At 50.7% G+C, this 25,782-nt stretch carries 25 protein-coding genes; 7 read left to right on the top strand and 18 right to left on the bottom strand.

The window, feature by feature from the left end; all coding sequences use genetic code 11:
- Nucleotides 1-3 precede the first annotated feature (3 nt).
- Nucleotides 4-198 (bottom strand): hypothetical protein, encoded by a 195-nt coding sequence (locus KNQ04_RS03185; protein WP_029331583.1) that lies wholly within the window; start codon nucleotides 196-198, stop codon nucleotides 4-6.
- Between the two features lie 183 nt (nucleotides 199-381).
- On the opposite strand from KNQ04_RS03185, the gene KNQ04_RS03190 reads away from it, so the two are divergent.
- Nucleotides 382-861, top strand: a complete 480-nt coding sequence (locus KNQ04_RS03190) for a glutathione peroxidase (RefSeq protein ID WP_214847242.1) — start codon at nucleotides 382-384, stop codon at nucleotides 859-861.
- Between the two features lie 579 nt (nucleotides 862-1,440).
- On the opposite strand, the gene KNQ04_RS03195 is transcribed toward KNQ04_RS03190, so the two are convergent.
- Nucleotides 1,441-2,010 carry a hypothetical protein gene (locus KNQ04_RS03195; RefSeq protein ID WP_214847244.1) on the bottom strand — a complete coding sequence of 190 codons (570 nt, stop codon included), beginning with the start codon at nucleotides 2,008-2,010 and terminating at the stop codon, nucleotides 1,441-1,443.
- 87 nt (nucleotides 2,011-2,097) lie between these two features.
- Complete coding sequence (locus KNQ04_RS03200; RefSeq protein WP_214847246.1) at nucleotides 2,098-3,174, bottom strand: glycerate kinase; 1,077 nt, start codon at nucleotides 3,172-3,174, stop codon at nucleotides 2,098-2,100.
- A 162-nt stretch (nucleotides 3,175-3,336) separates the two neighbouring features.
- Here KNQ04_RS03200 and KNQ04_RS03205 point away from each other — a divergent pair, with 162 nt between their 5' ends.
- A complete protein-coding gene (locus KNQ04_RS03205) occupies nucleotides 3,337-4,035 on the top strand; it encodes a zinc ribbon domain-containing protein (protein WP_214847247.1) in 699 nt (232 codons plus the stop codon).
- Nucleotides 4,032-4,661: a hypothetical protein gene (locus tag KNQ04_RS03210; protein ID WP_214847249.1), complete on the top strand. Its 630-nt coding sequence runs from the start codon at nucleotides 4,032-4,034 to the stop codon at nucleotides 4,659-4,661. The genes KNQ04_RS03205 and KNQ04_RS03210 overlap by 4 nt, the downstream gene beginning before the upstream one ends.
- 104 nt (nucleotides 4,662-4,765) lie before the next feature.
- Here the strand turns inward: KNQ04_RS03210 and KNQ04_RS03215 are convergent, their stop codons facing one another.
- Complete coding sequence (locus tag KNQ04_RS03215) at nucleotides 4,766-5,665, bottom strand: Gfo/Idh/MocA family protein (protein ID WP_214847251.1); 900 nt, start codon at nucleotides 5,663-5,665, stop codon at nucleotides 4,766-4,768.
- A 159-nt stretch (nucleotides 5,666-5,824) separates the two neighbouring features.
- Between KNQ04_RS03215 and KNQ04_RS03220 the strand changes: the two genes are divergently transcribed.
- Together KNQ04_RS03220 and KNQ04_RS03225 are read left to right on the top strand one after the other, a co-directional pair.
- A complete protein-coding gene (locus tag KNQ04_RS03220; RefSeq protein WP_214847252.1) occupies nucleotides 5,825-7,084 on the top strand; it encodes an SH3 domain-containing protein in 1,260 nt (419 codons plus the stop codon).
- 142 nt (nucleotides 7,085-7,226) lie between these two features.
- The gene (locus tag KNQ04_RS03225; RefSeq protein ID WP_285801160.1) at nucleotides 7,227-7,838 is read left to right on the top strand and encodes an AmiS/UreI family transporter; all 612 of its coding nucleotides are present in this window, start codon (nucleotides 7,227-7,229) and stop codon (nucleotides 7,836-7,838) included.
- A gap of 179 nt (nucleotides 7,839-8,017) precedes the next feature.
- On the opposite strand, the gene KNQ04_RS03230 is transcribed toward KNQ04_RS03225, so the two are convergent.
- The 14 genes from KNQ04_RS03230 to KNQ04_RS03295 form a co-directional block, all read right to left on the bottom strand.
- On the bottom strand, nucleotides 8,018-8,215 hold the full coding sequence (locus KNQ04_RS03230) for a hypothetical protein (RefSeq protein WP_214847254.1): 198 nt from the start codon (nucleotides 8,213-8,215) through the stop codon (nucleotides 8,018-8,020).
- Nucleotides 8,216-8,880: 665 nt separating this feature from the next.
- A complete protein-coding gene (locus tag KNQ04_RS03235) occupies nucleotides 8,881-9,771 on the bottom strand; it encodes an LCP family glycopolymer transferase (protein ID WP_214847255.1) in 891 nt (296 codons plus the stop codon).
- A 36-nt stretch (nucleotides 9,772-9,807) separates the two neighbouring features.
- Nucleotides 9,808-10,551 (bottom strand): hypothetical protein, encoded by a 744-nt coding sequence (locus tag KNQ04_RS03240; protein ID WP_214847402.1) that lies wholly within the window; start codon nucleotides 10,549-10,551, stop codon nucleotides 9,808-9,810.
- Nucleotides 10,552-10,574: 23 nt separating this feature from the next.
- Complete coding sequence (locus KNQ04_RS03245) at nucleotides 10,575-11,729, bottom strand: aminotransferase class I/II-fold pyridoxal phosphate-dependent enzyme (RefSeq protein ID WP_251136827.1); 1,155 nt, start codon at nucleotides 11,727-11,729, stop codon at nucleotides 10,575-10,577.
- Nucleotides 11,726-12,796, bottom strand: coding sequence for a lipid II:glycine glycyltransferase FemX (locus KNQ04_RS03250; protein WP_214847256.1), 1,071 nt, complete (start codon nucleotides 12,794-12,796; stop codon nucleotides 11,726-11,728). Before KNQ04_RS03250 ends, KNQ04_RS03245 begins: the two co-directional genes overlap by 4 nt.
- A complete protein-coding gene (locus KNQ04_RS03255) occupies nucleotides 12,777-13,397 on the bottom strand; it encodes a sugar transferase (protein WP_214847257.1) in 621 nt (206 codons plus the stop codon). Before KNQ04_RS03255 ends, KNQ04_RS03250 begins: the two co-directional genes overlap by 20 nt.
- Nucleotides 13,398-13,412: 15 nt before the next feature.
- Nucleotides 13,413-14,522: a glycosyltransferase family 4 protein gene (locus KNQ04_RS03260; RefSeq protein WP_214847258.1), complete on the bottom strand. Its 1,110-nt coding sequence runs from the start codon at nucleotides 14,520-14,522 to the stop codon at nucleotides 13,413-13,415.
- Nucleotides 14,510-15,853 carry a nucleotide sugar dehydrogenase gene (locus KNQ04_RS03265; RefSeq protein ID WP_251136828.1) on the bottom strand — a complete coding sequence of 448 codons (1,344 nt, stop codon included), beginning with the start codon at nucleotides 15,851-15,853 and terminating at the stop codon, nucleotides 14,510-14,512. The genes KNQ04_RS03260 and KNQ04_RS03265 overlap by 13 nt, the downstream gene beginning before the upstream one ends.
- Before the next feature lie 12 nt (nucleotides 15,854-15,865).
- Nucleotides 15,866-17,215 carry a phenylacetate--CoA ligase family protein gene (locus KNQ04_RS03270; RefSeq protein WP_214847259.1) on the bottom strand — a complete coding sequence of 450 codons (1,350 nt, stop codon included), beginning with the start codon at nucleotides 17,213-17,215 and terminating at the stop codon, nucleotides 15,866-15,868.
- A complete protein-coding gene (locus KNQ04_RS03275; protein ID WP_214847261.1) occupies nucleotides 17,205-18,242 on the bottom strand; it encodes an NAD-dependent epimerase in 1,038 nt (345 codons plus the stop codon). Before KNQ04_RS03275 ends, KNQ04_RS03270 begins: the two co-directional genes overlap by 11 nt.
- A complete protein-coding gene (locus KNQ04_RS03280) occupies nucleotides 18,232-19,524 on the bottom strand; it encodes a hypothetical protein (RefSeq protein ID WP_214847263.1) in 1,293 nt (430 codons plus the stop codon). Before KNQ04_RS03280 ends, KNQ04_RS03275 begins: the two co-directional genes overlap by 11 nt.
- A gap of 12 nt (nucleotides 19,525-19,536) precedes the next feature.
- Nucleotides 19,537-20,799 carry a lipopolysaccharide biosynthesis protein gene (locus KNQ04_RS03285; protein WP_214847265.1) on the bottom strand — a complete coding sequence of 421 codons (1,263 nt, stop codon included), beginning with the start codon at nucleotides 20,797-20,799 and terminating at the stop codon, nucleotides 19,537-19,539.
- Between the two features lie 13 nt (nucleotides 20,800-20,812).
- Nucleotides 20,813-22,678 carry a polysaccharide biosynthesis protein gene (locus tag KNQ04_RS03290; RefSeq protein WP_214847267.1) on the bottom strand — a complete coding sequence of 622 codons (1,866 nt, stop codon included), beginning with the start codon at nucleotides 22,676-22,678 and terminating at the stop codon, nucleotides 20,813-20,815.
- A gap of 21 nt (nucleotides 22,679-22,699) precedes the next feature.
- Nucleotides 22,700-23,347: a YveK family protein gene (locus KNQ04_RS03295; RefSeq protein ID WP_214847269.1), complete on the bottom strand. Its 648-nt coding sequence runs from the start codon at nucleotides 23,345-23,347 to the stop codon at nucleotides 22,700-22,702.
- 325 nt (nucleotides 23,348-23,672) lie between these two features.
- Between KNQ04_RS03295 and KNQ04_RS03300 the strand changes: the two genes are divergently transcribed.
- Both KNQ04_RS03300 and KNQ04_RS03305 read left to right on the top strand, forming a co-directional pair.
- A complete protein-coding gene (locus tag KNQ04_RS03300) occupies nucleotides 23,673-24,962 on the top strand; it encodes an O-antigen ligase family protein (RefSeq protein ID WP_251136829.1) in 1,290 nt (429 codons plus the stop codon).
- A gap of 31 nt (nucleotides 24,963-24,993) precedes the next feature.
- Complete coding sequence (locus KNQ04_RS03305; RefSeq protein ID WP_214847271.1) at nucleotides 24,994-25,752, top strand: hypothetical protein; 759 nt, start codon at nucleotides 24,994-24,996, stop codon at nucleotides 25,750-25,752.
- Nucleotides 25,753-25,782: the final 30 nt, after the last annotated feature.

A 25,782-nucleotide genomic window follows, 5' to 3' on the forward strand; every position in this document is an offset into this window, starting at 1 on the left:
TGATTATGATTGCTCATTCAATTTAGCTTGGACCGTCAAAGGAGCTAGCATTGTCACCCACAGGGCAACCACTCCAGAAACAAGAATCACAATATCGCGTTCGAATCCGAGGGTCAACAAGGTAATACAACTTGCGACCAGTACGAGACAGAGCGTCGCGATCATGACATGACGCGATTGTTTCAACATTTTTCTCATGTGGCATCTCTCCTTTCCTTCCAGACTCCTTACTATCCTAACAAAGATTAGGTGGCTTGTGGGGCGATGACACGGGATTGACGACGCTTTGTGACGGAACTGTCATTTGAAGGTTTCAGTCTCGGCGCCTCCGGCTTTCGTTTGGTACACTAATACATAAGACACATTAAGGGGGAATTTCTTTTGCTAAACGAACATACATTCACACGCGTTGATGGGACGACGGCGACGTTAGAAGAGTACAGAGGTCAGGCTTGGCTGATCGTCAATACAGCAAGTAAATGCGGCTTGACACCACAATTCGAAGGACTCGAACAGTTGCATCAAACGTACCGCGATCAGGGGCTTGTCGTCCTCGGTTTCCCGTGCAATCAATTTGCTGAGCAAGATCCAGGTACTGATGAAGAAATCCAGGAATTTTGCCAAATCAACTATGGTGTGACGTTCCCGGTCTTCTCAAAAATTGAAGTCAATGGTGAGCAGACCCATCCATTGTTCGCTGAACTAAAAGCAGCTGCACCGAACGCGGACGATACGACGGAAGTCGAATGGAACTTCACGAAATTTCTCGTCACGCGTGACGGTGAAGTAACACGCTTTTCACCAAAAACGAACCCAACGGATTTGACAGCTGCAATCGAACGACTACTCGTACGTGTTTGATTAAAAAAACGAGGCTCGGACCTAACGGAACAGCCGGCAAAAAGCTTCGCTTAGTTTACTCATTCGAAGAAAAATAGTGACTTCGTCCTAGCATAAGGGATTGCACATCTTATCGAGATGGCAATCCCTTATGCGTGTAGACAAACGATTAAGAAGCGTAAACATGCGATAACGAGAGGCGATCCGTTCGCGCTTCCCTGTCTCGCCTTGTCTTCAAAGCAGCAATCGGTCGCGGTTCTAAAGCGATTCGAGAAAGATTGTGCTCTAAATCGTCTGCATGCCCGTCTGTCCCTCGCGGTATGACCTAAAAAGCATCACGTTTCGTTGACTCCTACGGGGAAAAGTGCGTTTTTTAACGCACGTTCAGAGGCAGGCAAGACCCTGCTCATTGTCCGCTAGGATCAAGGAGCAACGGCTTGCGCCTCGCCCGTGGAAAGCAACGAATAAAGACGCTTGATCTTCCGATCGCACGTTGTCTACAGTCTGAAGGGATTGCCCATCTTATCGAGAGGGCAATCCCTTCTGTTTAATCATTGCTTTCAAAAGTAACTCATTATGCCCCAGCCTGATTTTTTCTTTTTAAGGAGTACCCGGTTCGAGGTGTCCGGTAATCATCTCTTCTACGAGACGCGTCACGTCTTCGATGTCACGCATTTCCGTAAACGAATGCCCCCAGACGTCGAGCTGCTCGATTTCTTCAATCGGTTGTGTGCTGAATCGTTCACCTGTCGGTTCAAATGAGCTCGCGACGGTTGATTCAAAAGCAGCATATTTGAGTAACCATGGTTTATCCGTCAATAACTTCACAACATTTTTCGGTTGTTTGAATGTGATATCCCCAACGAGCACGACCGGATCGAAACGCTCATGAAGTGGGTGCGTATACTGAACAGAAACGACAAGTGCATGTTGGACATGCTTGTCATTTTGTCGGACATACGATCGCGTCAAAAAGTGTGGTACGAGCGACTCGGCACTATCTTTCGTTTGATGAATGCTCATGCCATGCTCGGTCTGTACAAGATCAGGAAGAATCGGTTCGTACCCTCGATTCGCCAACTGCTGGTCCAGCTCTTTAAATAATAATAGGGTGTGTTCGACGAGTGCCCGCACTTGACGAAACGACAGTTGAATCGATTGATTGATCATGAATGTGACCTGCCTTCCAAAATGATATGGTAATATATAGTCTTTTACCCCGCTTGCCCACGCTTCATTCCTGTTCTTTGAAAATAATCAAGAGATGTCAGATTTACCAAGTCGTTGTGTGATTTGTTTTGCCCGACGCGCGAGACGCATGCCTGTCATTTTTGAATCCAACGTCACTTCCTCACCGACATCATGAATCGATGCACATATCAAGGCTCGTTCATCCCGCTGCTCGACTCGACCGGCAAGCATCACACACGGGATACCGGCTTGATTCGCTTGCGCTCTCACGATGCCCGGCAACTTCCCGAGTGTCGTCTGCAAGTCAAGCTTTCCTTCTCCCGTCCAGACATAATCTGCAACTGCAAGCCGCCGTTCGAACTCGATCTGTCCGAGCAAAAAAGCAGCCCCGGACTGGATGTCTGCCCCTAAGGCGAATGCCGCCCCGCCTAACCCCCCGGCAGCACCGGCACCCGCAACACCGTTGACACCAAGCAGGTTACCCACTCGCTCGAGCTGCGTATCGAGCAGCTCAATTTCTGTCGCGGTCAATCCTTTTTGTGGTCCGAACACTTTCGCCGCTCCTCTCTCTCCGGCATAAGGGGCTATCACGTCTGCCAAGACATGCAATTGGACAGGAAGCTTCGGCAAGATGATGTGTTCCGTCTCGAGTAAGGGGTTGACCGTCCAAGTAACCGGTCGATTTTTTGCGTCAAGTAACGTCGCTCCAACTTCATATAGGAGTCCAAGTCCGCCATCGGTCGTCCCGGTTCCACCGAGGGCCAAAAAAATCTCCGTTGCCCCGGCTTGCATTGCGTGTCTGACGATTCGGCCGACACCCCTCGTATTCAAATGAAATCGTTGATCACCCGGTTCGACTTGTCCGAGACCACAGGCACGCGCCACTTCGATGACGACGCGCTTGTTGTTCTGCGCGTACACTGCCCGAATCGGACGACCCGCTAAATCAATCGCTTTTGCTTCGACTTGACTAAATCCATTTTCGAACAGCATCTCAAGCGTCCCTTCCCCACCGTCCGCTCCCGGACTCCAGTCGACAGTCGCGGTTGAATCTGCCTGTAAAATCCCTTGTCGTACCGCCAATGCCGCTTCCTTCGAGCTCACACTTCCTTTAAAACTGTCGATGATCACCAAGTGATGCATGATACTTCCCTCCTTCTCCTGTTCTCCGATTCTATCCGTTCCCCATGCTTGAAACCGGACAGTCACTTTTTGATTCTACTTCCAGTTAATGTTACTATGGACTTAATTTTCATAATATTTTTTTGATTGAAGAAATTATTTTCTGATACGGAGGTCTGGCGAATGGAACGCTGCTCACTTTGTGGAACACCTTTAAAAGCACAGGATACAGCTTGCTCCCATTGTCAGCATCCTGTCATTGCTAAAAATCGTTTACGTACATCATCCGCGTCCGAATCAAAAGGTCCGAACAAACGCTATCCAATCGTCTGGTTAATCGGAGTCGGGTTAGTGGTATTGCTCGCGCTAGGGAGTTGGTACTGGTTCGCACCGACGAAGATGACACAAGTCGATAACCCGTCAAACGTCCAACCGCTGGCTTTATCTGAGTGGTCGGATGAAGAGACGGCTTACAATCAAACGTATTCAGAAGACCGTCCACCGACTTCTTATGATGTTTTAAAGTTTGTCCGCCAATATACACAAACGATTCCCGAGCTCGTGACGTATTCGCGCCAAAACGATTCCTACGAGACATTTGCTGCGATTCAATTTGCAACACTCGGTGTCTTCAAGTCTGAGTTTTCATCACTTCAGGCACTGGCTGAAGTCAGTGATAGTCCGGTTCCCCCAACGCCGTATACGATTAACTTTGATCAGTTCCGCTCAACAGGTGCCGTATTTGAAGTCGAAACGACCGAAATGTACAAAATCGGGGTCACAGAAAATCAGTTTGTCACCTACGCCGTCCACTATACGGTCCGTCTTCATACGGACCATCTCCAAATCACAAATGTCATGCGAAAGGAGGTCGGCGCATGAAACGTCTCTTAATCTTGCTTCCCTTCTTTTTGATTGGATGTACACCAGATACGACGAAAATTCAAAATGAACTCGAACATTACCAGTACACGAAAGCCGTCGATCAATCGACGGAACAAGACGTCATGAACGCACCTGCCCGCTTAATGGTCCAACTCGAACAAGCCTTGGCCAGTTACCGGCTACAGGACGTGATGACGATTGCAAAAAAAATCGAGCGACTCCCGCTTGAAGATGAGGATACCGTCCGTGAACGGGCGGTCGCGATTCGCCTCAGTGCCGATGCTTTATTACGTGATGTCGCCCGCCTCGAAGCGACGTATACGATTGATCGAAGTGTGTTAGATACTGGACACTCGCAAGAAAATTTTGATGGCCAAGGAACGGTCACTGTCGATTTTGATGATGAACAATCCTTGATTGCGACGTTGACCTATCATGACTTCGGTCTACCCGATGCTTCCCGTCAAGGGACTGAATCGGTTCGTTTCGATCCTGACTTGTCTGCACGCGTCCCCTTATCTGAAGGCATCGTTTCTTATGCGTTTAATCGTTCGACGCTAAAGATTACGTATGAAGGGCCTGGGGGAAAACGCATCTATTACATGAAACAAGAAAAAAAGTAAGCGACTGGACGCATCAGCAAACTACAAAACCCGAGCGACTTTTGCCCTTCTCATAAGAGACGGCATCAGTCATTCGGGTTTTCTTGTGATCCTTTAAAGATAACTTATAGCTGCGCGACGATTTCAGCACACAACTCATGCGTCGCCAAGCTGTCTTCTGCTGTGACCGACAACGACTCCTTGCCGTTGATGCTTGCGATAAAAGCATCGACCATATCAACGAACCCACGTCGCTTCAGTGTCGCTTCCCAGTTATCGAGCGGACGGCGCAACGTGCCTGCCTTCGTGACTTGTTCGACGGACGTCACGTCGGTCGCAATCCGTTTTTCATTTGGTCCCATGACTTCGACCCGTTCTTCCGTCGCCCCGTTATTCCGGTTCATGATCCCGATGGCTGTAATCCCATTCGACTCAAACTGAATCGTGACGTGGTGCAATAAGCCGTCGACTTTTTTCCCACGGACGCTCAAGCCTTCAATCTCTCCGCATCTTGTCAAAAACCGTAATGTATCGACGACATGGACGAAATCGTCAAAGATGAACGGTTTTGCGTCTTCGATGAACGACGTCCGGTTTTTTTGCATGACGATCAGATTTGGCTGTTCGACTTCTAATAACGTCCGATGTGCTGCCGCAAAGCGTCGGTTGAATCCGGTGATGAAATGTAATTGTTTTTCTTCCGCCAACTTCGTCAATTGACGGATTTCCTCGATTTCCATCGAGACCGGTTTATCGATATAGACGTGAATGCCTGCTTCTAGTAATTGTTTTGCTTGGTGCGCATGAACTTTCGTCGCCGAATGGATCATCGCGACAGTGATTCCAGCCTCGCCTAGCTGACCGATCGATGTCAGTGTACCTGCGAAGCGGTACGCCTCACACAATTGGTTTGCCTTATCCTGATTTTCAGAGACGAGATAGACGTCTAAGTCTGAGCGCTCCGCGTAGACAGGTAAATATGCCTTTTGTGCGATGTCTCCGAGACCGATTACTGCGATTTTCATAATAAAATCCCCCTTCAATACGTCTGTTGTAGTCATTCCCTATGATACGGAGTTTCATACCTGACGTGTAGGAAATTCTATTTTTTTGAAAAAAAAGCGAATTTCCTTTTTTTGTTTTATGCTTAAGGCATATTTAAACAAGGAGGGAATGAGATTTTCATGAAATTATCGTTCAGGATCGGTTTGACATTGTTGCTGCTTATTGCCTTGTGTCTGCCTGCACTCCCGGCCCAAGCTGCGAGCTATCAAGTCATCGTCACGTCGACCATCGGAGCCAATGTCCGCTCGCAACCAAGTACGAGCTCGTCCGCAACGATCACACGCCGCGCCCCGTACAAAGCCAAGTTCACGGCTGTTTCCTATACGAACGGCTGGTACAAGATTAAAGATGGCAGTGCTTACCGCTACCTGTCAAACCAAGTCGCAAAAAAAGTCACGACGGGTTCCTCGTCTTCGACAAAGACGTATAAAATCATCGTCTTCTCGAGCTATGGTGCGAATGTCCGGACTTCCCCGAGCACGGCGTCTTCTAAAAACATTAAGCGGCTTGCTACATATAACTCCAAGTTTAATGCCGTCTCCTATTCGAACGGATGGTACAAAGTAAAAGGAAAAGTCAATTACTACTATGTATCGAGTCAAGTCGCGAAAAAGGTCACGACGGGCGCACCAGCGACTTCGAGTAGTTATCCGGTCGCTTCGATGCGTTATTTCAAAATCGGTTCTTCGGGTTATGAGGTATCAAAAGCCAGTACGACACGTCGCTACCCGGCGAGTACGACTAAGCTGTTAACGGCACTCGTCGCCTATGATGCCGCTGCAAAAAAAGGCACACTTGATCAAAGGTTTACACTGACATATTCGATGCTTGCCGTCCCGGCCGGCAGCAGTACTGCCGGTTTCCGGTCAGGTGACCAAGTTACGTTACGTCAACTCTTGAACGGAATGTTGATCCGCTCGGGTAACGACGCCGCAAAAGCAATCGCTGTCCGGACAGCCGGTTCCGAGTCTGCGTTCGTCTCACAGATGAACAGTCGCGCGAAGTCGCTCGGAATGACAGCCAGTCATTTCATGAATCCACATGGTTTCTATCACCCGAGTCACTATACGACGGCAGCGGACATGCAAAAACTGGCGAATGCCTACGCTCAGTATCATTACTTGATCGACGTCAGCGGTCGTAAATCATATCAGACAAAAGTCAAAGGTCCGTACGCCCGGACATTGACGTGGTACCATACGAATACGTCGCTTCCGAACGACTCACGGATTTATGCAAGTAAAACCGGATATACGCCGGAATCAGCCTACACGCGTGTCTTCTTCATCAAAAAAGGATCGACGCGCTACGGTCTCGTAACTTTAAAGGGAACACTCCCGCAAACTGAAACGACATTACGCGCTGTCCTAAACCGTTAACTTGCTTTCCCCGGACTCACTTTCTCTAGAAAGAAGAGTCGGGGATTTTTTGTACTCCATTCTCTCGAAATTTTACTTGCACTGGAAGCGAATTCATCATATGGTTGAATTACAATCAGACGTCTGACGTCTTAATGGAGGAATGACCGTGGGGAATGTAAGTTTATTATTTGGGGGCGTCGCGCTCTTTTTAAATAGTTTGTCGTTGTTCGGAAAAGTTGATTTAAAGAGTGCCGGTGTCTTCAGTTTGTTGACAGGGTTACTTCAAACGTTTGTCGCCACGTTACTCGTCATCGGTGCAGCAGGTGATCCTGTCTTGACGTTCGGGTATGCGAGTATTTATTTGTTTGCCTTTACGTATCTTTACGTCGGGATCACGTTCATCTTCGGCCTCGACGGAAGTGGTGTCGGCTGGTTTTCACTGTTCGTCGCAATCGCAGCCTTATTCTACGCTGGCGTCAGCTTCAGTGCAGGCGACTGGATGGGCGGAGCGACATGGTTATTTTGGACGTTCTTATGGTCGATGTTCTTCATCGGCATGGGACTGAACCGAAATGTCGATGCGATGACAGCACGTGTCGCCCTCGTCCTCAGCTGGTTGACGTTGATCGTTCCGGCACTCGTCGGACTCCGTTTTGGTACGACGGCCGGAAGCTACCAACTGTTATGGAGTGCAGCAGCCATCGTGACCGTCCTCTACTTCGTTTACTCGGCTTTGAAATTATGGCCGCTTCGCCGACCGGTCCAATCATGAGATCTGAAACGTGCGATTCCCTTGATAATTAAAGGGAATTGCACGTTTTTTAATGCATGAGATGTCGCCGTTTCTCGTCGTGCATTCTCTTCAGCTCAATCTCTGTGACGGACGCTTCCGACATCGTACTCTTCAGCTCAATCTATGTGACGGACGCTTCCGACATCGTACTCTTCAGCTCAATCTATGTGACGGACGCTTCCGACATCGTACTCTTCAGCTCGATCTCTGTGATGGACGCTTCCGACATCGTACTCTTTCAGCTCAATCTCTGTGATAGACGCTTCCGACATCGTACTCTTCAGCTCAATCTGTGTGACGGACGCTTCCGACATCGTACTCTTCAGCTCAATCTCTGTGACGGACGCTTCCGACATCGTACTCTTTCAGCTCAATCTCTGTGACGGACGCTTCCGACATCCTCGCTTTCCATGGGCGGAAGGTAAGCCGCGGCCCCCCGCATTCCATGCGGGCATGCCGGGTCTTACCTCTTCCTGACAGAAGCGCAAATTGCGCTTCTTCTTCCCATAGGAGTCGAGGATGATCGTTTCCGTCCTGCGTCATCAGTCATTTCTATCACTTACTTCTAATCTGACTACATGCTCAAAGGTGGCAGACCTTACATCCGTCACCCTTGTCTCGCCTCGCGTTCTAAAGCAATCCAAGACGGATTGCGCCCTGAACCGTCTGCCTGCCTGGTTCACAAAAGCGTCATGTTTCGTTGACTCCTACGGGAAAAAGTGCGTTTTTAACGCACTGTCAGAGGCAGGCAAGACCCTGCTCGTTGTCCGTGAGGACTAAGGAGCAACGGCTTGCGCCTCGCCCGAGGAAAGCAACGAAAACAGACGCTTTATCTCTTGATTGCACGTTGTCCACAGTCTGAATACTTTTTTAACGCGTTTTGCAAGAGACCCTGCCCGTTGTCCAAGAAAAGCAGCGAAACAGACGCTTTTAGCCCCCGATTTCACGTTATCTACGGTCTGAGTGCAATTTTTTTGCGAAGTACGGGAAGCTGGAAGCTTTTACGTTCCTCCCCCCTTCTCTAATTCAACGATTGGTGCAGACTCGTTTGTACGTCTTTTAGTGACTCCGGTGTCGGATGCCAGTAATAAATCTGATCCGCTTCGATTCCGCCGCTTCCTTCGAGTGACAACGTTTCGACGTTCTTCAAAGCATCACGGTAGTTTAACGCTATTTTTCGGACGACCGGGAACGGGACGTTCGTTTTGACGTTTTCCCCAAGGACACCGAGCACATCATTGAAACGGCTGAGTGAAAAGTCTTCCGTCAACTTGTCGGCAACCGCTTGGACGACTTGCCGTTGCCGAATTTGTCGTCCGAAATCTCCCCGCGGGTCGTCATAACGCATCCGGGCGTAAGCGAGTGCTTCTTCACCGTTCAAATCAAGTTGACCTTTTGGAAATTGCAGCTCATACACAGAAAAGTCGATATCGTTTTGGACCCGGACCCCATCGACGGCATCGACGAGATCCGTGAAACCGTCGAGGTTGATTTCAGCGAAATAATCGATTCGGATGTCGAGAAGATTTTCGACCGTATCAATCGCCATGTCCGGTCCACCGAAGGCATAGGCATGATTGATTTTATCGTTCGATCCGTTCCCGACGATTTCTGTCTTCAAATCACGCGGGATGCTGAGCATTTTACTTTTTCCGCTCGCCGGGTCAACCGTCACGACGATGATCGTATCACTCCGTCCTGCCGCATTGCCCCGTTGGTCGACACCGAGCAAGAGAAACGACAGTGCTTTATCCTGCTTGACTGCCTGTTCGGCTTCGATGCTTGCCTCGACCGGTACCTGGACGTTTTCGAGCGTCTGGCTCGCTTGATGATAGACATACCCACCTGATCCGAAGAGAACGAGCAGTCCGACGCTGATGACGGTCAAGACGATCCATTTCCACTTTTTCATTGTTTACATCCTCCTTCTCTTTCGAATCAAGTCGATTTACGATTCCAATTGGTTCGTAAGGGCCATCATCGCGTTGCTCCAGCTTCCGAACAAGGCCGTAATGACGCCGATACTCGGAACATCCTGTCCTTCGCTGAACCGTTGATAACTTGCGATCGTCAAATGATCCAGTTCACCTTTTGCTTGTTCTAAAATGACGAGGACCTCTTCTTCCGTCCACCGTTTGCGTGGCAGTTCAATCCCGATGATTTCGAGTGCATTCGTCCATGAGCCATATCGTCGGGCGATCGTCGCTACCGTCGGGCGATTTTTTCCTGCCGCCCACTTCGTATACGTCTGACTCGTCAAGCTAGGTAACGATTCTTGTGCTTCGAGTAATGATTCGATGATGCGGCGTTCCATCTCCTGGACTCGTTCTTTTAAAATGTCTGCTTCTGATAATGCCTGCTGCCACGAGTTGAATTGATGGACGATGTCGGTCAAGCTAGGCGCCTGATGTTGTTGCGCCCACTCACGGTAAGTCGCACTCGTGAACGGATCAAGTTCCACTTTCGCCGCTCGTAATGCCTCGATGATGTCCGGTTTCGTGAACGTCACCCGGACTTGCCCGATTTCAGCCCGTTCGAGCGCGATTTGCCATGATCCGAATAACATCAAAATTTCTGCGACAGTCGGATACTGGGTATTCGATTGCCACCGAAAATAGGTATTGGCCGTCAGTTCATTCTTCCCGTTCGCAGCGAGACGGAGTGCTTCAATGGCTTCCTCCATGTCGCTCATCACGATGTCTCCCTCCCACACATTCATAGCCGAACGTCGCGTCGCACGTCTTCAACAATCCCTTGACGAACGGACCGGATGACAAGCGCTTGCTCCGTGAACGTCATCTGTGAGGCGGACGGTAGACAGATGCCTTCTGCAAATAATCGGCCACTGACGTCAATCCCTTCACTCGTGACGAACGGTGCATCACGGTAGACCGGTTGCAAGTGCATCGGTTTCCAGGCCGGTCTTGACTCGATGTTCGCTTGCTGCAAACGGTCGATCAAGAAGTCCCGTTGTTCCGTCCCGCGCGGTAAGGTCAATGCCGTCAACCAACGATTCGCCCGGCTGCCGGCGCGTTCTGTTTGGTAATGTGTCGCCTCTAACATATCGAACGCCCGGACGTACCGTTTAAAGATTGCCCGCCGTGCCGCAACACGTTCTTCAATCACTTCGAGCTGTCCCCGACCGATTCCAGCCGAGACGTTGCTCATCCGGTAATTAAATCCGACTTCCGTGTGTTCATAGTGGAGGACGGGTTGCCGTGCTTGCGTCGACAGGTAAAAGGCGCGTTCGATCAAGCGCGGATTGTTTGCGACGAGCATCCCGCCGCTCGACGTCGTGATGATTTTATTGCCGTTGAAGGAATAGACCCCGAACGTCCCGAACGTCCCCGTCATCCGACCGTTGACGGTCGAACCGAGGGATTCTGCCGCATCCTCGATGAGTGGCACATCATACTCGGCACAGATCGCACTGAGTTCTTCAATCTGCGCTGCGACCCCGTACAGGTGGACGACGATGACGGCTTTCGGAAGTCGTCCGCGCGTCGCCGCTTGAATCATCGCCCGCCGCAGCGCTGCTGGCGACATGTTCCACGTCTCTTCTTCCGAGTCGATTAAGACAGGTTGTGCGCCGACGTAACGAATCGGATTGACCGAGGCGACGAACGTCAAGGACTGACAGAAGACGTCATCTCCCGTCGTGACACCGAGCGTCGCGAGGGCGAGATGGATTGCTGCCGTGCCGCTACTCGTCGCGAGGGCGGCTTCTGCTCCAGTATAGGCGCGCATGCCGGCTTCAAAGGCTTCGACGTTCGGTCCGAGTGGTGCGACCCAGTTCGTTTCGAGCGCTTCCGTGACGTAACGTGCTTCTTGACCACTGAGGTGTGGGATGGATAATGGAATTTGCTTCATGATGTTTCCTCCCCTCGTTGCGACAAGTGACGGATCGGTGTGCGGTAAGTCGGAAACCAGTTCGACGCTGCGGCTGACGGATTGTTTTTTAAGAAACTTCGGTTCACTTGTTCGTAAGCGACCTCATCCAGGACCGAGCTTCCGATTGAGAAGAACGTTCTGCTCCCTTCGTTAAACGAGCTTTTATATACGAACAGGCTGTCTGTTTCATCCGGTGTGGTTCCGCCCCCGAGATGAATCGCAACCATCCCTTTCTGTTTCGCACGTCGAATCATTTCAGCAAACAAAAGATGATTCGGACGGACTTGCAATTGCTCTGGATCCGACGCCCCGAGGTGATAGTGGGCGAATCGGTCACCGTATAAGACGAGGCACCCGCCGATGATGTTCCCACCTCGTTCAGCGACGAGGAGTTCTGCGTCTAACTCCCCTCTCGTAAACTGTTCGAAGTAGGTGTGCGAAAAGTAATAGCGGGGTGCGGCATCATGCTTGTCCATCGTCAACCGATAGAGTCGTTCGAATGTCTCATAGTCCGCCTCACCGGCGACCCGGACCGTCACGCCCTCTTTCCGTGCTTTGCGAATATTTCGTCGTGTCATTTTTGAAAATCCGCCTTCAATCGTTTCGAAAGTATCCGTCAGCTCGATCGTCACCGTCCGTTGAAGTTCCTTCGTCGAACGACACCAGTATTGACCGAGTTCAACGTTTTGTAGGAGCGGATGAAAACGGATCGTTTCCGTGATGATTTGTTCCGTTTGACAGTATTCAAGAAAGTGTTGGCGAACCTCTCGGATTTGGTCGAGCGACCATAAACCGACGAAGACCGGTCCACCGTAACCGTATGGTGTCGTGATGTCTTGATAAGGCGTCCCGTCAATATTTCGCTTCACGTATGGATAAATCAATGTCCCGAACTCCGTCGGATAGAAAAACATTTCCGGGATCCCGTCGTCTTCTTCGAGTCCAAAGTAAGCATGTTCGTAATAACAATCGAGCCGGTACTGGGCGACGAGTGCATTCCATTCTGCCGGATCATGAATCAATCGTTCATCGCTTAGCGACATCATGGGGAACACCTCCGTCAAGCCCTTTGAACTCGCCCATCCCCGTCTGATGTTCCGTCGAGTTTCCTTCTGAAGACAAGACGATTTTCACTGTTTTGAAGAGGATGAAGAGATCGAGGCGAAACGTTTGGTGTGCTGCATACCACTGATCTTGTTCGAGACGTTCCTGCCACGTCGTCGCGTTCCGACCATGGATTTGAGCCCAGCCCGTCAAGCCGGGTAAGACATCATGTCGCGTCATCTGTTCTTTCGAATAGTGGTTCAAGTAACTGACGAGGAGCGGGCGTGGCCCGACGAAACTCATCTGACCGCGGAGAATGTTGAAGAATTGTGGAATTTCATCCAGACTGAGGCGTCGGACCCATTCGAGTGAATGCGGGATCCGTTGTTCGTCCGGCAATAACTTCCCCTCTGCGTCCGTTTCGTTCGACATCGTCCGGAATTTATAGATTTTAAAGAGCTGTCCTTTATAACCGGGACGAACCTGGTTGAAGAAAATTGGGCGACCGAGTTTCGTGTAGATGAACAAGGCGACGAACAGGTAAACGGGAACTAAGATGAGGATTGCGACTAAGCTGATTGTAAAATCGAATGTCCGTTTCATGATGTCTTCCTCCTTTTACATAGTCGAAAAGAGATCGAGTTGTCGTTTGATGACATCAGCTTCATTAAAATGTTTCATCGCCCGTTCAAATCCGGCCCGCCCCATCTCTGCTGCTTGATTCGGATTGTTCACAAGATCAGTCATCCGTGCAGCTAGTTCTTTTTCGTCGTGGACTTCGACTAAATAACCGGTCGTTCCATCGATGACTTCTTCCCGGCAACCACGGATGTTCGTTGCGATGACCGGTTTTGCCGTCGCCATCGCCTCGATGATTGAGCGAGGGACTCCTTCCCGGTGTGACGGGAGGACGAAGGCATCGACTTGGTGCAGGAGTGTCGGTACATCTTCGACAAACCCTTGGTACTCGATATTCGGAATCTCACGAATCCGTTCGAGGAACCGGTGTTTCGTCGTTTGATCCCGTTCACTCTCCATCATTTCACCGGCAATGATAAGCCGGACGTCTGGGTCATGTGCCACGACTTCTTCAAAGGCATTCAAAAGTTCGAGCACTCCTTTTTCTTCGACGATCCGACCGATGAACAGAAATGTAAAAGCAGCGTTTCCTTGACGCGGGCGCGGATAGAAGCGGGTCAAGTCAATCCCGTTTCCTAAGTGCATCAAGCGGGTCGTCGTCTTGAAACGTTTTCGGTTCGCCAGTTCGTAATCTTCCTCGCTTTGAAGTAACAGATAATCCGTCGCGAAGCGGGCGAGCCATTTTTCGACGGAGTACGTCAGTTGATACGTCACGCGGCCCATCTTTTCATGAAAGTAAAAACCATGTGCCGTGTAGACGATGTGCTTCGTCCCCGCTCGTTTAGCCGCAACCCGTCCGAGCGCTGCCGCGACGGGGGTATGGACATGGACGGCGTCATAACGACCACTCTTTAGGATTTGAACGATCGAACGAATCGTTTTCCAGTTACTCGTCCAATCGATTTTTCGTTCAATCGGAATGTCGTGCATCGTAAAGCCTTTGGCTGCCAGTTTGTCGGACGCGCCTGTGTCAGCACAGGCGATCCCGACATCGTGTCCGGCGTCGCGGAGGGCGAGCAGTAGCGGTTGAAGCATCGTTTCCGCTGTCGTATCGAGCGCACAGACTTGAAGGATTCTTAAAGACGCCATAAGTGCACCCCTTCCGGCTTTTCAGCTGGTGCGAGCATCCCCTTGATATCGACGACGACACCGCGTCCGACTTTGAGTAAGTGTTTGGCGAGTAGCCAGTTTCCTTCGACGTACTCTTCGTGACTGACGGCGAAGATGACGACGTCGGCTGGTTTCAACTCTGTCATGTCGAGCAGGTCGATGCCGTATTCTCGTTTCGCTTCGGCTTTTTCAACAAGCCGGTCGGTCACTTGGACTTCAATCCCGAACTCTTCGATCTCTTTGATTAAGTTCGCGACTTTCGAATTTCGGATGTCGCTGACGTTCTCCTTGAACGACAAGCCGAGGACGGTAACACGGGCACCGAGGACGGGCATGTTTTGTTTAATTAAGTTCTTGACGAGTGATGTGGCGATGAAACGTCCCATCGTGTCGTTGATGCGACGTCCGGCCAGGATGACTTCCGGATGGTATCCGAGCGATTCGGCTTTCATCGTCAAGTAGAACGGATCAACGCCGATGCAGTGCCCGCCGACTAATCCTGGACGAAACGGAAGGAAGTTCCACTTCGTCCCGGCTGCTTCGAGGACTTCGAGCGTATCGATGTCCATCCGGTCGAAGATGATCGCCAGTTCGTTCATCAAGGCGATATTTAAATCGCGTTGTGTGTTTTCGATGATTTTCGCTGCTTCCGCGACTTTGATCGACGATGCCCGGTGGACACCTGCCTCGACGACGGCTTCGTAGACTTCCGCGACGATATCGAGTGTCTTTTCATCTTGCGCCGAGACGATTTTTTTGATGGTCTTGAAGGTATGTTCATGGTCACCGGGATTGATCCGCTCCGGCGAGTAGCCGACGAAGAAGTCGACACCTGCTTTGAGGCCGGATGCTGCTTCGAGGACCGGGATACAATCCTCTTCCGTCGCTCCCGGGTAAACCGTCGACTCGTAGACGACGATGTCCCCTTTGTTCAGTTCGCGTCCGACGAGTTGGGAGGCCCGTAAGAGCGGTGTCAAATCCGGTTGATTTTGTGCATTGATTGGTGTCGGCACAGCGACGATGATGAAGTCACTCGCTTGGAGTGCCGAAGCATCCGTCACGTAGTCGACGTCGGCATTTTTTAACGTGAATGGACTCAGTTCGAGCGTCGCATCGACGCCTTCACGTAATTCATTGATTCGTTGTTCTTTGATGTCAAACCCGATGACCCCTGTCTTTTCACCGAAGGCGATGGCGACAGGGAGACCGACGTAGCCGAGGCCAACGACGGCAATCGAACGGTTAGCGATGGGAAGTGATCGTGTTTCGGCTGTTGTCGTATCTATGATGTGTTTGACTGCCTTATTCATGATGGTTTCCTCCTATTTCATCGACTGTTTGACGATCAATGTTTTTCCATTCGGTTCTTGTTTGACTTGTTCGACCGGCTCGAGCGTGATCAACATCTCCGCTCCAAGCAGCTTTCGCATCTCGTTTAATAAAATCTTCTCGTGTTTCGGCTGAAAACGATGAATGTCCGGAATGTAGCGGAGCGTGACGCGGTTGAGTGCGTACTGTTCGACTTGAAGCCGTAAGACCGAGTTCGGCAATTCCCGGGCAATCGTCGTGATGTCGCCTTCAAACACCTTGCCCCGTTTTTCACTGACGATGAAACTCGTCCCCCGTCCGTCGATTGAAGCGATGACGGGTCCGTTCAGTCCACAGCGGCACGTCTCTTCACTGAGTGTCATCCGGTCACCAATCCGGTAACGGACGAGCGGTGTCCCGCGGGTCGTAAAGCACGTCACGACGACTTCGCCGTCTGTCCCGTATGGTTCGATGATGCCGGTCTCATGGTGTAAGTGCAGCTTACGGTTTCGACACTCCGAAATGATGGGTGCTCCTTCTGATGAGCCATACTGGTCAAATACAGGTGCTAAAAAGGCTTCTTCGAGCACGGAGCGCATTTCTTCCGTCACCGTTTCCGAAGTCGGGAAGATGGCGATCATCCGAAAGTCGAGCCGAATGTTGTGTTTTAATAAATAGCGGGCGATTTCGACCATCGCCGTCGGTGTCCCGTCGAGTACGGCAGGTCGGAAACGGTTCAGTTCCTCGATGTAGGCAGGAAAGTTCTCTTCTTTCATATGAAAGATCGACAGTAACAATTGATTGAGCGGGCGATTCATCCGCCAAAAGATTGGTTTTTTTTGATCGACTGCCGTCAACGTCCGCCCCGTGAAACTCGCCCGCGGCATCCCGGAAAAGAACCCGTGCGTTTCTTTGAAGTAATCGAGATGGGCCATCCGCTCCTGGACGTCCTCACGCATGAAGGCGACCTGGAGCGACTTCCCACTCGTCCCGCCCGTCCGTCCCCGGACCGGCGCATCGACTTCTGACATGAAGGCGTCGTTTCGCTGCCGTAACGTTTCTTTTTCAAGGACCGGAATCGTTGCGAGCTGTTCAAGCGATGTGAAAGGGAGTTTGATGTCATGCTGTCGAAACAGCTCCCGGTAGTACGGCGTATGTGCTTCGACGAACAAGAGAAACTGATTTAACCGGTCGAGTTGTTCGATCCGGTAATCCTGTGTCCGGTCTTTCTCGCGCAGCTGCCGCAACATTTTTTCGTAGCCTGCACCGTAACGTTCACCCATCAGTTTTTTACCGTACAAAGATGTCAAAATATTCTGAATAAATATCGGAGACTTATAGTAGAACTCTTCCTTAAGCGCCATCTTGGACCTCCTCCTTCACCAGGTAATGACTCTCGTACCAGTCGATGAATGCGTTGACGCCTGCTTCGACCGTCGTCTGCGGCCGGTAGCCGATTGTCTCAAACAGCGACGTGACGTCGGCGAAACTTTCGGGAACGTCCCCTGCCTGAAGCGGCATCCCGTGTTTGATCGCCGTCTTGCCAAGACGCCGTTCGATCAAGGCGACGAATTCGTTCAGTCGGATCGGACTGTGGCTTCCGATATTGAAGACGCGGTACGGGACGAAACTTCGGTCCGGCTGAGGATTTGCTTTATCAAAGGTCGGGTCAGCGACAGGTTCCGTCTGCATCAAGCGATAAATGCTTTCGACGATATCGTCGACATACGTGAAGTCACGCCCCATCTCCCCGTAGTTGTATAAATCAATCGGTTGACCGTTCGCGATTGCTTCCGTGAATTTGAATAGTGCCATATCGGGACGTCCCCATGGTCCGTAGACGCTGAAGAAGCGGAGACCGGTCGTCTTGATGCCGTAGAGGCTACTGTACGTGTGGGCCATCAACTCGTTCGCTTTTTTTGAAGCGGCGTAGAGACTGAGCGGGTGGTCGACGGCATCGGTCACTGCGAACGGCATCTTCGTATTTGATCCGTAGACGGAACTCGAAGAGGCATAGACGAGCTGTTCGACCGGATTGTGCCGGCACGCTTCAAGAATCGACAGGAAGCCGACGATGTTCGACGTGATGTAGACGTCCGGCCGATCGATGCTGTAGCGGACACCCGCTTGTGCTGCGAGATGGAGGACAAGATCAATCTGTTCGTTTACGAAGATGGCGTCGACGGCTTGCGTATCTTCGAGCGACACCCGGTAGAACGTATAACGTGCCGGATCAAGTTCGACTAAGCGGGCTTCCTTCAGTGCCGGATCGTAGTAATCATTGACTTCATCCAGTCCGATGACGCGGTACCCTTCCGCTAAAAACCGTCGTGCTGCATGAAACCCGATAAACCCTGCGATGCCGGTAATTAAGATTGTTTTATTCTGCACGTTTCTCGACCTCCTCGAAGTGGTGAAGCGCCTGGTAGCGAATGTAATGAAGAGATGTGTAGACGATCAGGAGCATCGGAAACAATTTGTAGCGGTGGCGGATCGCCGTTCCGACGTTTCCTGTCCCGAGCCCGAAGATGAGTGCATTGACGATGAAGAGAAGTAACATGAAGAACAGGACACCGGCGTAAGGATGTTGCTTCAAGTAGCGGAAGTGGCGAATCGTCAATCCGAACAGGACGAGATAAAAGGCAGCGTCCAGGAAGAAAATCGCGATGTTCATGACGCTTGACCATTGCCACGGAAATGGTGAGAAGAGGAAGTAGACCATCCGGAGCGGTGAATAAAGAATCACGTCCAGGGGTCCCGTCACGGTCAAGCCGTTCAAGTAAGCCGATCCACCGCGGTCGTAACTCATGCCGCTGAAGAGTTGACCATTTTCCGAGACATGGGTGAATTTCGCGAATAACACATCCTGAAAGCTGTAGACGATGAAACCGACGATGAGCACTTGCATCACGAGCCGCTGGACTTTCGAAGCCTCGAAATCCATCCGACCGGTCGCATGATTATAAAAGGAGAAATAAACCAATAAAACGACGATTCCAATCGCGAGACCGGAGTGAAAGATTGTACTGACGAAGTAGGCCGTGTACGCAAGTGCTAACGAAGCAACGGATTTGTCGATCGTCCAGCGCACCATGTAGTAGAGTGTGTAGACAATCCCAAGCGCGACGATTTGGTCACGCAACAGAATCGGCGAGAGCAACAACCCTTGTGGAAAGAAAGCAAAGACGGCGGTCGAGAAGAAGACGAGTGCTGTCGGTAACTTCAACAACTGGAGGGTCTTCGCGAGAATGACGATTGAAACAACGCCGAGGATGACGTTAAAGTACTGGGCCAGGATCCGTTCCGGTCCGAACAAGAGATAGAACACCCCGAGAAACTTCGAGTAGCTTCCGCGGACGACTTCGTTGAACATCGATGGATCAAGATAGATTTGTAATCCTTCCAGATGAAACGCCTCCGTGTCGTCGCCGCTATGCGGGGGGAGTCGGAATAGTTCAAGATCAACGAACATCAAGCCGAAGCGGACGATGAAGGCTGTGACGAAAATAAGAAACAGTGGTGTCGTCTCGGCGTTTTTCAACAGGTACACCAGTAACAAAATCGAGTTCACGGCGAGCATCAAGGTAATGTAGCCTTCACCTGTCGGAAAGAGCGGCCGCACCAATTGACTGAGCAACGCTTCGATGATGAGTAAGATGAAAATCGGCCGCATCTTCTTCCCTCCTTAGCTACTTTGTTCGATGACGAGTGCCAGATTTCGTGGATAGAGTGCCCGGTAAAGTGCCGGACTCAGCAAGGCGATTTGGGTGATGGCGCATAAAGCGTAAGCCGTCGTCGCTCCGTACAAGCCATACATCGGGATCAGGACGCTGCATGCAATGAGATTGACGGCGACGCTTCCGAAAATCGCGATCGTCTGGATGCGGAACTGCTGGAAGCCCGTCAGTAATGCTTGGATGACGGTCGAGTTATAGAAAAACAAGGAAGCGACCATCATCAAAACAAAAATCGTGTGGTACTGAACGAAAGAGGCGTTGTAGAAAATCGTTAGCCCCCACTTTCCGAAGAAAATCGCCCCGATGATCAGTAAGACACCAACGGCATTCGTCATCAGCAACATCGACCGTGTCAGCTTACGGAGCGCCGGCAGGCTTTGACGTTCGCCCGTCTCTGACGAAAAATTCGGTAAGAGGACGGCGACGAGCGAATGGATGAACAAACTTCCGAGAACGAGTAAGTAGGCGATACTCGCATAGTAACCAAGTTCTTCCGTCCCGATCGCACGACCGACGAACAGGCGCGGGATGTTCGCATTCAAGGCAATCAAGAGGGCGACGAAACCGAGCGGGACGGCCTTGAAGAACAACTGTCGACCCGTTTGGTACCGTTCATTCATCGTAATGTTTTCAAAGCCTTGCCCAATCCGCCGGACGGTCGGTAAATCGTAGATGATCAGCATGATTAAGTTTCCGGCAATCATCGCAAGGACAAAACCGTGGATTGAATGCGTCATGAAAAGAATCAAGGCTGCGCCCGAGACGTTGATGAGACTCCTGAAAATCTTCGATAAGGCGACTTCCTTGAATGCCATGTGTCCTTGAAGGAATCCGTACGAGAGATCGGCGAACGATTCCATGTATTTATTGAGATAGACGAGTAACGTCAACAGCAGGATGTCCGTTTCACCAAAGAAATAATAGACGACCAGTAAGACGAGCGCTCCGAGCGACAAGAGGAAAAACCGTGTCTTGATGAAAAGCGTGAAGTTCTTCAGCCCGGCCCGTTCTGCCGTCAAAATCGTGCTGGCATTGAGCCAACAGAACATGACAATCGGTGCCGTCAAGGCGAGCGCATAATTGAAATATCCGATATTGAGTGGCGTGCTCCATTTGATCAGGAGCGTCAAAATCATCCACTGGTGTAAGGAATAAGCCGTATCGGCAATGAAGATTAAGTTAAAACGTGATAACTGCCGGGGTGCTTTCATCTCATCTCACCTCTCATTCTCTCGCGATCCGGACAACTTCCGGCATCACGACCGGACGACTATCATTCGTTGCACCAAGCAGGTACGTCCGTAATGCCTCTTCATCGTCGAGGCAGCGGCTGATTTCGCGCAAGTATGGTTCAACGGATCCGAAGGGACGGGTCTTGCCGACGAGAATCTTTTCGAACACCCGCTCGTCATGGACTTCTTCAGCTGCAAGTAATTCTTCATAAAGCTTCTCGCCTTTTCGGATGCCGCTATAGACGATCGGAATCTGTTCTTCCGTAAAGCCGCTCAAGTGAATCAAGTTTTTTGCAAGTGTCGTGATATTGACCGGTTCTCCCATGTCGAGGACGAAGACTTCTCCCCCGCTCGCGAGGACACTTGCTTGAATGACGAGCCGACTTGCTTCCGGAATCGTCATGAAGTACCGCGTCATCGCCGGGTCCGTCACGGTGATCGGACCACCTTTCGCGATCTGCTCCTTGAAGAGCGGGATGACGGATCCCCGACTGCCGAGGACGTTTCCGAAGCGGACGACGGCGAATGTCGTTTCACTGTTGCGGGCGATTTGCTGAATCACCATCTCGGCGATCCGTTTCGTTGCGCCCATCACGCTCGTCGGGTTAACGGCCTTATCGGTCGAAATCATGACGAACCGTTTGACGTGTGCCGCTTCCGCCGCGAGCGCGACGTTACGTGTCCCGTAGATGTTGTTTTTGACGGCTTCGCGTGGATTATCTTCCATCAACGGCACATGCTTATGGGCGGCGGCATGGTAGACAAGATCCGGTTCGAACCGTTGCATGACTTCCGTCAGCCGCTCAAGATCCTGGACGTCGGCGATGACGGAATGGAGGGTCGTGCCGTCCGTCATACATTCCAGTTCACGGCGGATCAAGTAGATGCTGTTCTCGCCGTGCCCGAGAAGGATCAGGTGGTCCGGTTTGAACTTAATCAGCTGACGGCAGATTTCCGAGCCGATTGATCCGCCCGCTCCCGTCACGAGGACCGTCGCCCCGCTGACGCTCCGCTCGATTTCCGTGATGTCGAGTTCGACGGGTTCTCGTCCGAGTAAATCAGCGATTGAGACTTCGCGGATTTGATTGATCGAGACCTTTCCTGACGCCAGTTCGACGAGCATCGGTAACGTATGCGCCTCGACCTTCGTCTGTTTGATCCGGTTGAGGAGCGCAATCCGTTTTGGATAAGACAAGGACGGAATCGCGAGCACAACGGCTTCAATCTTGTATTCTTCGATGATGAATTCAAGCTGGTCGACCGTCCCGATGACGGGGACACCGTGGATTCGCATCCCTTTTAATTCCGACAAATCGTCAAGCATGCCGACGACGTTCAAAATATGCGCTTTCTTTTGTTTCAGTTCCTTCGTGATCATCTGACCGGACGCGCCGGCACCGATGATTAACGTCCGCTTCCCGAGCATCCGGTTGTCCCGCTTCAGCTGAAGCGTTCGCCCCCGAATCGCGAGTCGGACGAATAAAATCCCGTTCAGGACGAGTCCGGTCTGGAGAAAAACGGCCCGTTCGACGGCAAAATCGAACAATGCGTATTCAAGACCGAGTAAGACGAAGCTACTGGCGACGACGACGAATAGGAGGACACCTAAATCCCGGAGACTCGCATACCGCCAAACGATTTGGTAGAAGCGCATCCAGTGCGCGACGAGCGTTAAGGCGACCCATTGAATCAACGCGATTTCGATGGCGTTTCGTAAATCAAAATTGACGGTCAAATGGAGTGGATTAAAGAAGTAGAATGTAACGACGGTCGCAGCGGCGATGATCAAGGCATCGACGCCTCGTAAGAGTCCGATTTTCAGATGGCGACGATACTGATGCAATGGTGGTGCTTGCATGACTGCTCCTCCTTCCCCGAATCATGAATGTGGCCGACTAACGACTTGTGGGTAAGATGTATCTGTCTTAGATTCCGCTGCCGACTTTTTTCCGAGTGCCCGTGAGTAGACGATTAGTAAGCCAATCATCAAGCCGAGTACACCACCGATTGCCGTGTTCATTAAGATGTTCGGTGAAACCGGTTTTGTCGGAATGCGTGCTGTTGAGAAAACTTCGGTGCTACTTGTATTGATTAACTGAGGCAAATAGTCTTGAAAGACTTCCGTCATCGTGTTCGCTTGAATGGCCGCTTGTTCTGCCGACCGTTCTGTGATGGATAAGGCGATGACTTGAGAATCGAGGTTACTTGAGACGGTCAATCGATCCGTCAAATCAAATAGGCGTTTATCGGTCACGCCCATTTTTTGTGCGACTTGGTCGACGACTTCTGGACTGCGGAGAATGTCTTGGTAGGTACTGACGAGTGAGGCGGATGAAGTAGTCTCATTACTCTTTTGTGGGACGACGAGGATGTAAGCTGTCGCTTCATACGTTGGCTTGATGACGTAGGTGCTAATCAGATAACCGGCACCTGCAAATAAGATGGCGCAGACAATCAAGATCCACCAACCCTTTTTTAATGTCGTCAAGTGATCTGCGAAAGTTCTTTTTTGATGTATCGTATTCACATCGTTCACCTCTTTCTTGCCTGGCGTCTTGGTTGGACATTGGTTATGACTTCACCTTATTTCCAAACGACTACCAAAACAATTAGAGCTTGGTGGAAATGATTATTTTTTTTTAAGTAGTTGTTATGCATGCGTATGATTACGTCATCGAAAAATATCAGTTCACGAAAAAAAGACGATTCACAGAAAAATGATCGTCGTTTCATCAAAATCATGCAGAGAATCTGCATAATTACAGTTTATTTACGGGTAAATACAAATTTGATGATTAGAATGTCCCGTAATCGGTAATAAGTCCTATATGAAGGGTGGATAGACTTTAGAAATGATGTTAAAATCCGTCAATAGACCTGAATCGATTGTCTTATTCATCCTGCTGCTTTGGGTGACGATCGATTTATGGACACGTCCCTTACGCTTTACGGACGAAGTCCTACCGAAGCACTGGAACACGCTGACCGTCTATCTGTATCCGTTACTTTTCCTTTTGTTCTATCTCGTGTCGCGTCCTGTGTACGTCCCGTTCCAAGCCCGTTCTCATCGATTCATCACCGTTTCATTAAGTTATCTAACGATTCACGTCTTGTTCTTTTTCTTTCGCCCAGCGACGGACTCTCTTTTTTCGCTCCTCTACCTGTTGACGACATGGCTTTTCCTCCTCATCGTCCTATCACTCTCTACTTCGCTGTTCACCCACTGGCATCAACTGTTGTTTCTCATTCTCTTTTATCAAGCACTTTTTCTCGCAAGTTACGCCCTGCTCGTTTCATTTGGTCAAGTCTACATCCCAATCGACAACTTGCAGTGGTTTCGGATTGGTCCGCTGGCGTTACCACAGTTATATGTCGGAGAACAAGGTTCCTTTCTTCGGCTGGCGAGCTTAACGAACAATCCGAATGCTTTCGCTGCCTGGCTCGTCCCTGGCGGATTAATCGCCTGGGTGCATTTACTCGATTCGCTCGCGCACCGGTCTTGGCGTCGCCTCGCCGGTTATGGCTGTTCTTTCGTTCTTATCGCAAGCGGACTACTCGCCAGTGGATCACAAACAGGCATCTATTCTTTTTTCCTACTTGCCTTACTGACGACGATCCTGATTGCCCCTACCCGTCGCCTGCGCTCGATGGTTAGTACTGCTTATATCATGGGACTCATCATCTTAACCGGTGCCTTATCGTTTCAGACAGGACTCTTCACTCGTTTAGTCAGTTTGAACGGTCGCCTCGACCTTTGGCAAGCCGGACTCGCCGCTTCTGCCGACCGCTTCTGGTTCGGTCATGGATTCGGTGCTTCGGCGACCGGATTAAAAGAGCAACTCGGTGAAGAGACGCTTTATACGTTTCACAGCACACCGATTGTCTTTTTATATGAGTTCGGTCTCATCGGTCTCCTGCTTTATATCGTTTGCTTCAGTTTCATCTTGATTCGATTGGTCCGAGATTATCGGTTCGACGATTTACAATCCGTGACGCTGCTCTTGATCGGCTTTTGGTTATTCTTGGCTCAGTTCACCGAAAGTCTTCTGACCCGCCCAAGCGGATTTTATTTCATCTGGCTCAGTCTACTCGCATACGCGACGCTCCGTCGCGACACACCAACAGACAGTACCCACACCTAGACGAACACCTACACGAAAGGGGTATGACATCATGAAGAAATGGACAGAACAACAAGTCATCGATAGTTTAGTAGAGGCAAGCCATACATTCCCTGCCCTTGACGCCAAAACGTACGCCCGGTGGTCGAGCGGCAAAGACATCCCGTCCATCACGACGATCATCAATGTATTCGGATCGTGGCGCGAAGCATTACACGCGGCAGGTCTTTCATCGATTCGTCCTTATTTTTCCGACGAAGAAATCCTAGCCTTCATCAAGGAAGCGTCGAACCGGCTCCATCCATTTCATAGCAACAGTTACCGGGAATGGGCCAAAGCAAAACATGGTCCGTCACTGACGTTGATCAACCTTCGTTTCGGGTCATGGTCACGGGCCCTGGAGGAAGCACATATCGAGATGACACGTTCCGTCTGCATGACGGAAGAACGCATCATCAATGCGCTCCTCGAAGCATCGGACGTCCTCCCGCGCTTGACGACCCAGACGTACTCAATTTGGGCGCAAGAAAACGGACATCCGACGGTCGCGACGATTGCCCGAAAATACGGTTCTTGGGTCGATGCGCTCGCCTGTCTCGACATCGCCCCGCCACGCCGCAAATGGGTCGAAGAAGATGTCCTCGACGCTTTGAAGCAAGCGCAAGCTGAACTCCCATCCTTCAGCATCATCCATTACCGGAAGTGGGCAGAAGGACGATCCGTTCCAAGTACGTCGACAATCAATGCCTTATTCGGCAGCTGGACGTCTGCCGTTCAATGCCTCAAACGGTCACGTGTAACGATGTCATGATTTCCGGATGAATCAAAGAAGGGGCTGCTC

The organism is Exiguobacterium sp. s193, from assembly GCF_018618755.1.
Taxonomy (GTDB): domain Bacteria; phylum Bacillota; class Bacilli; order Exiguobacteriales; family Exiguobacteriaceae; genus Exiguobacterium_A.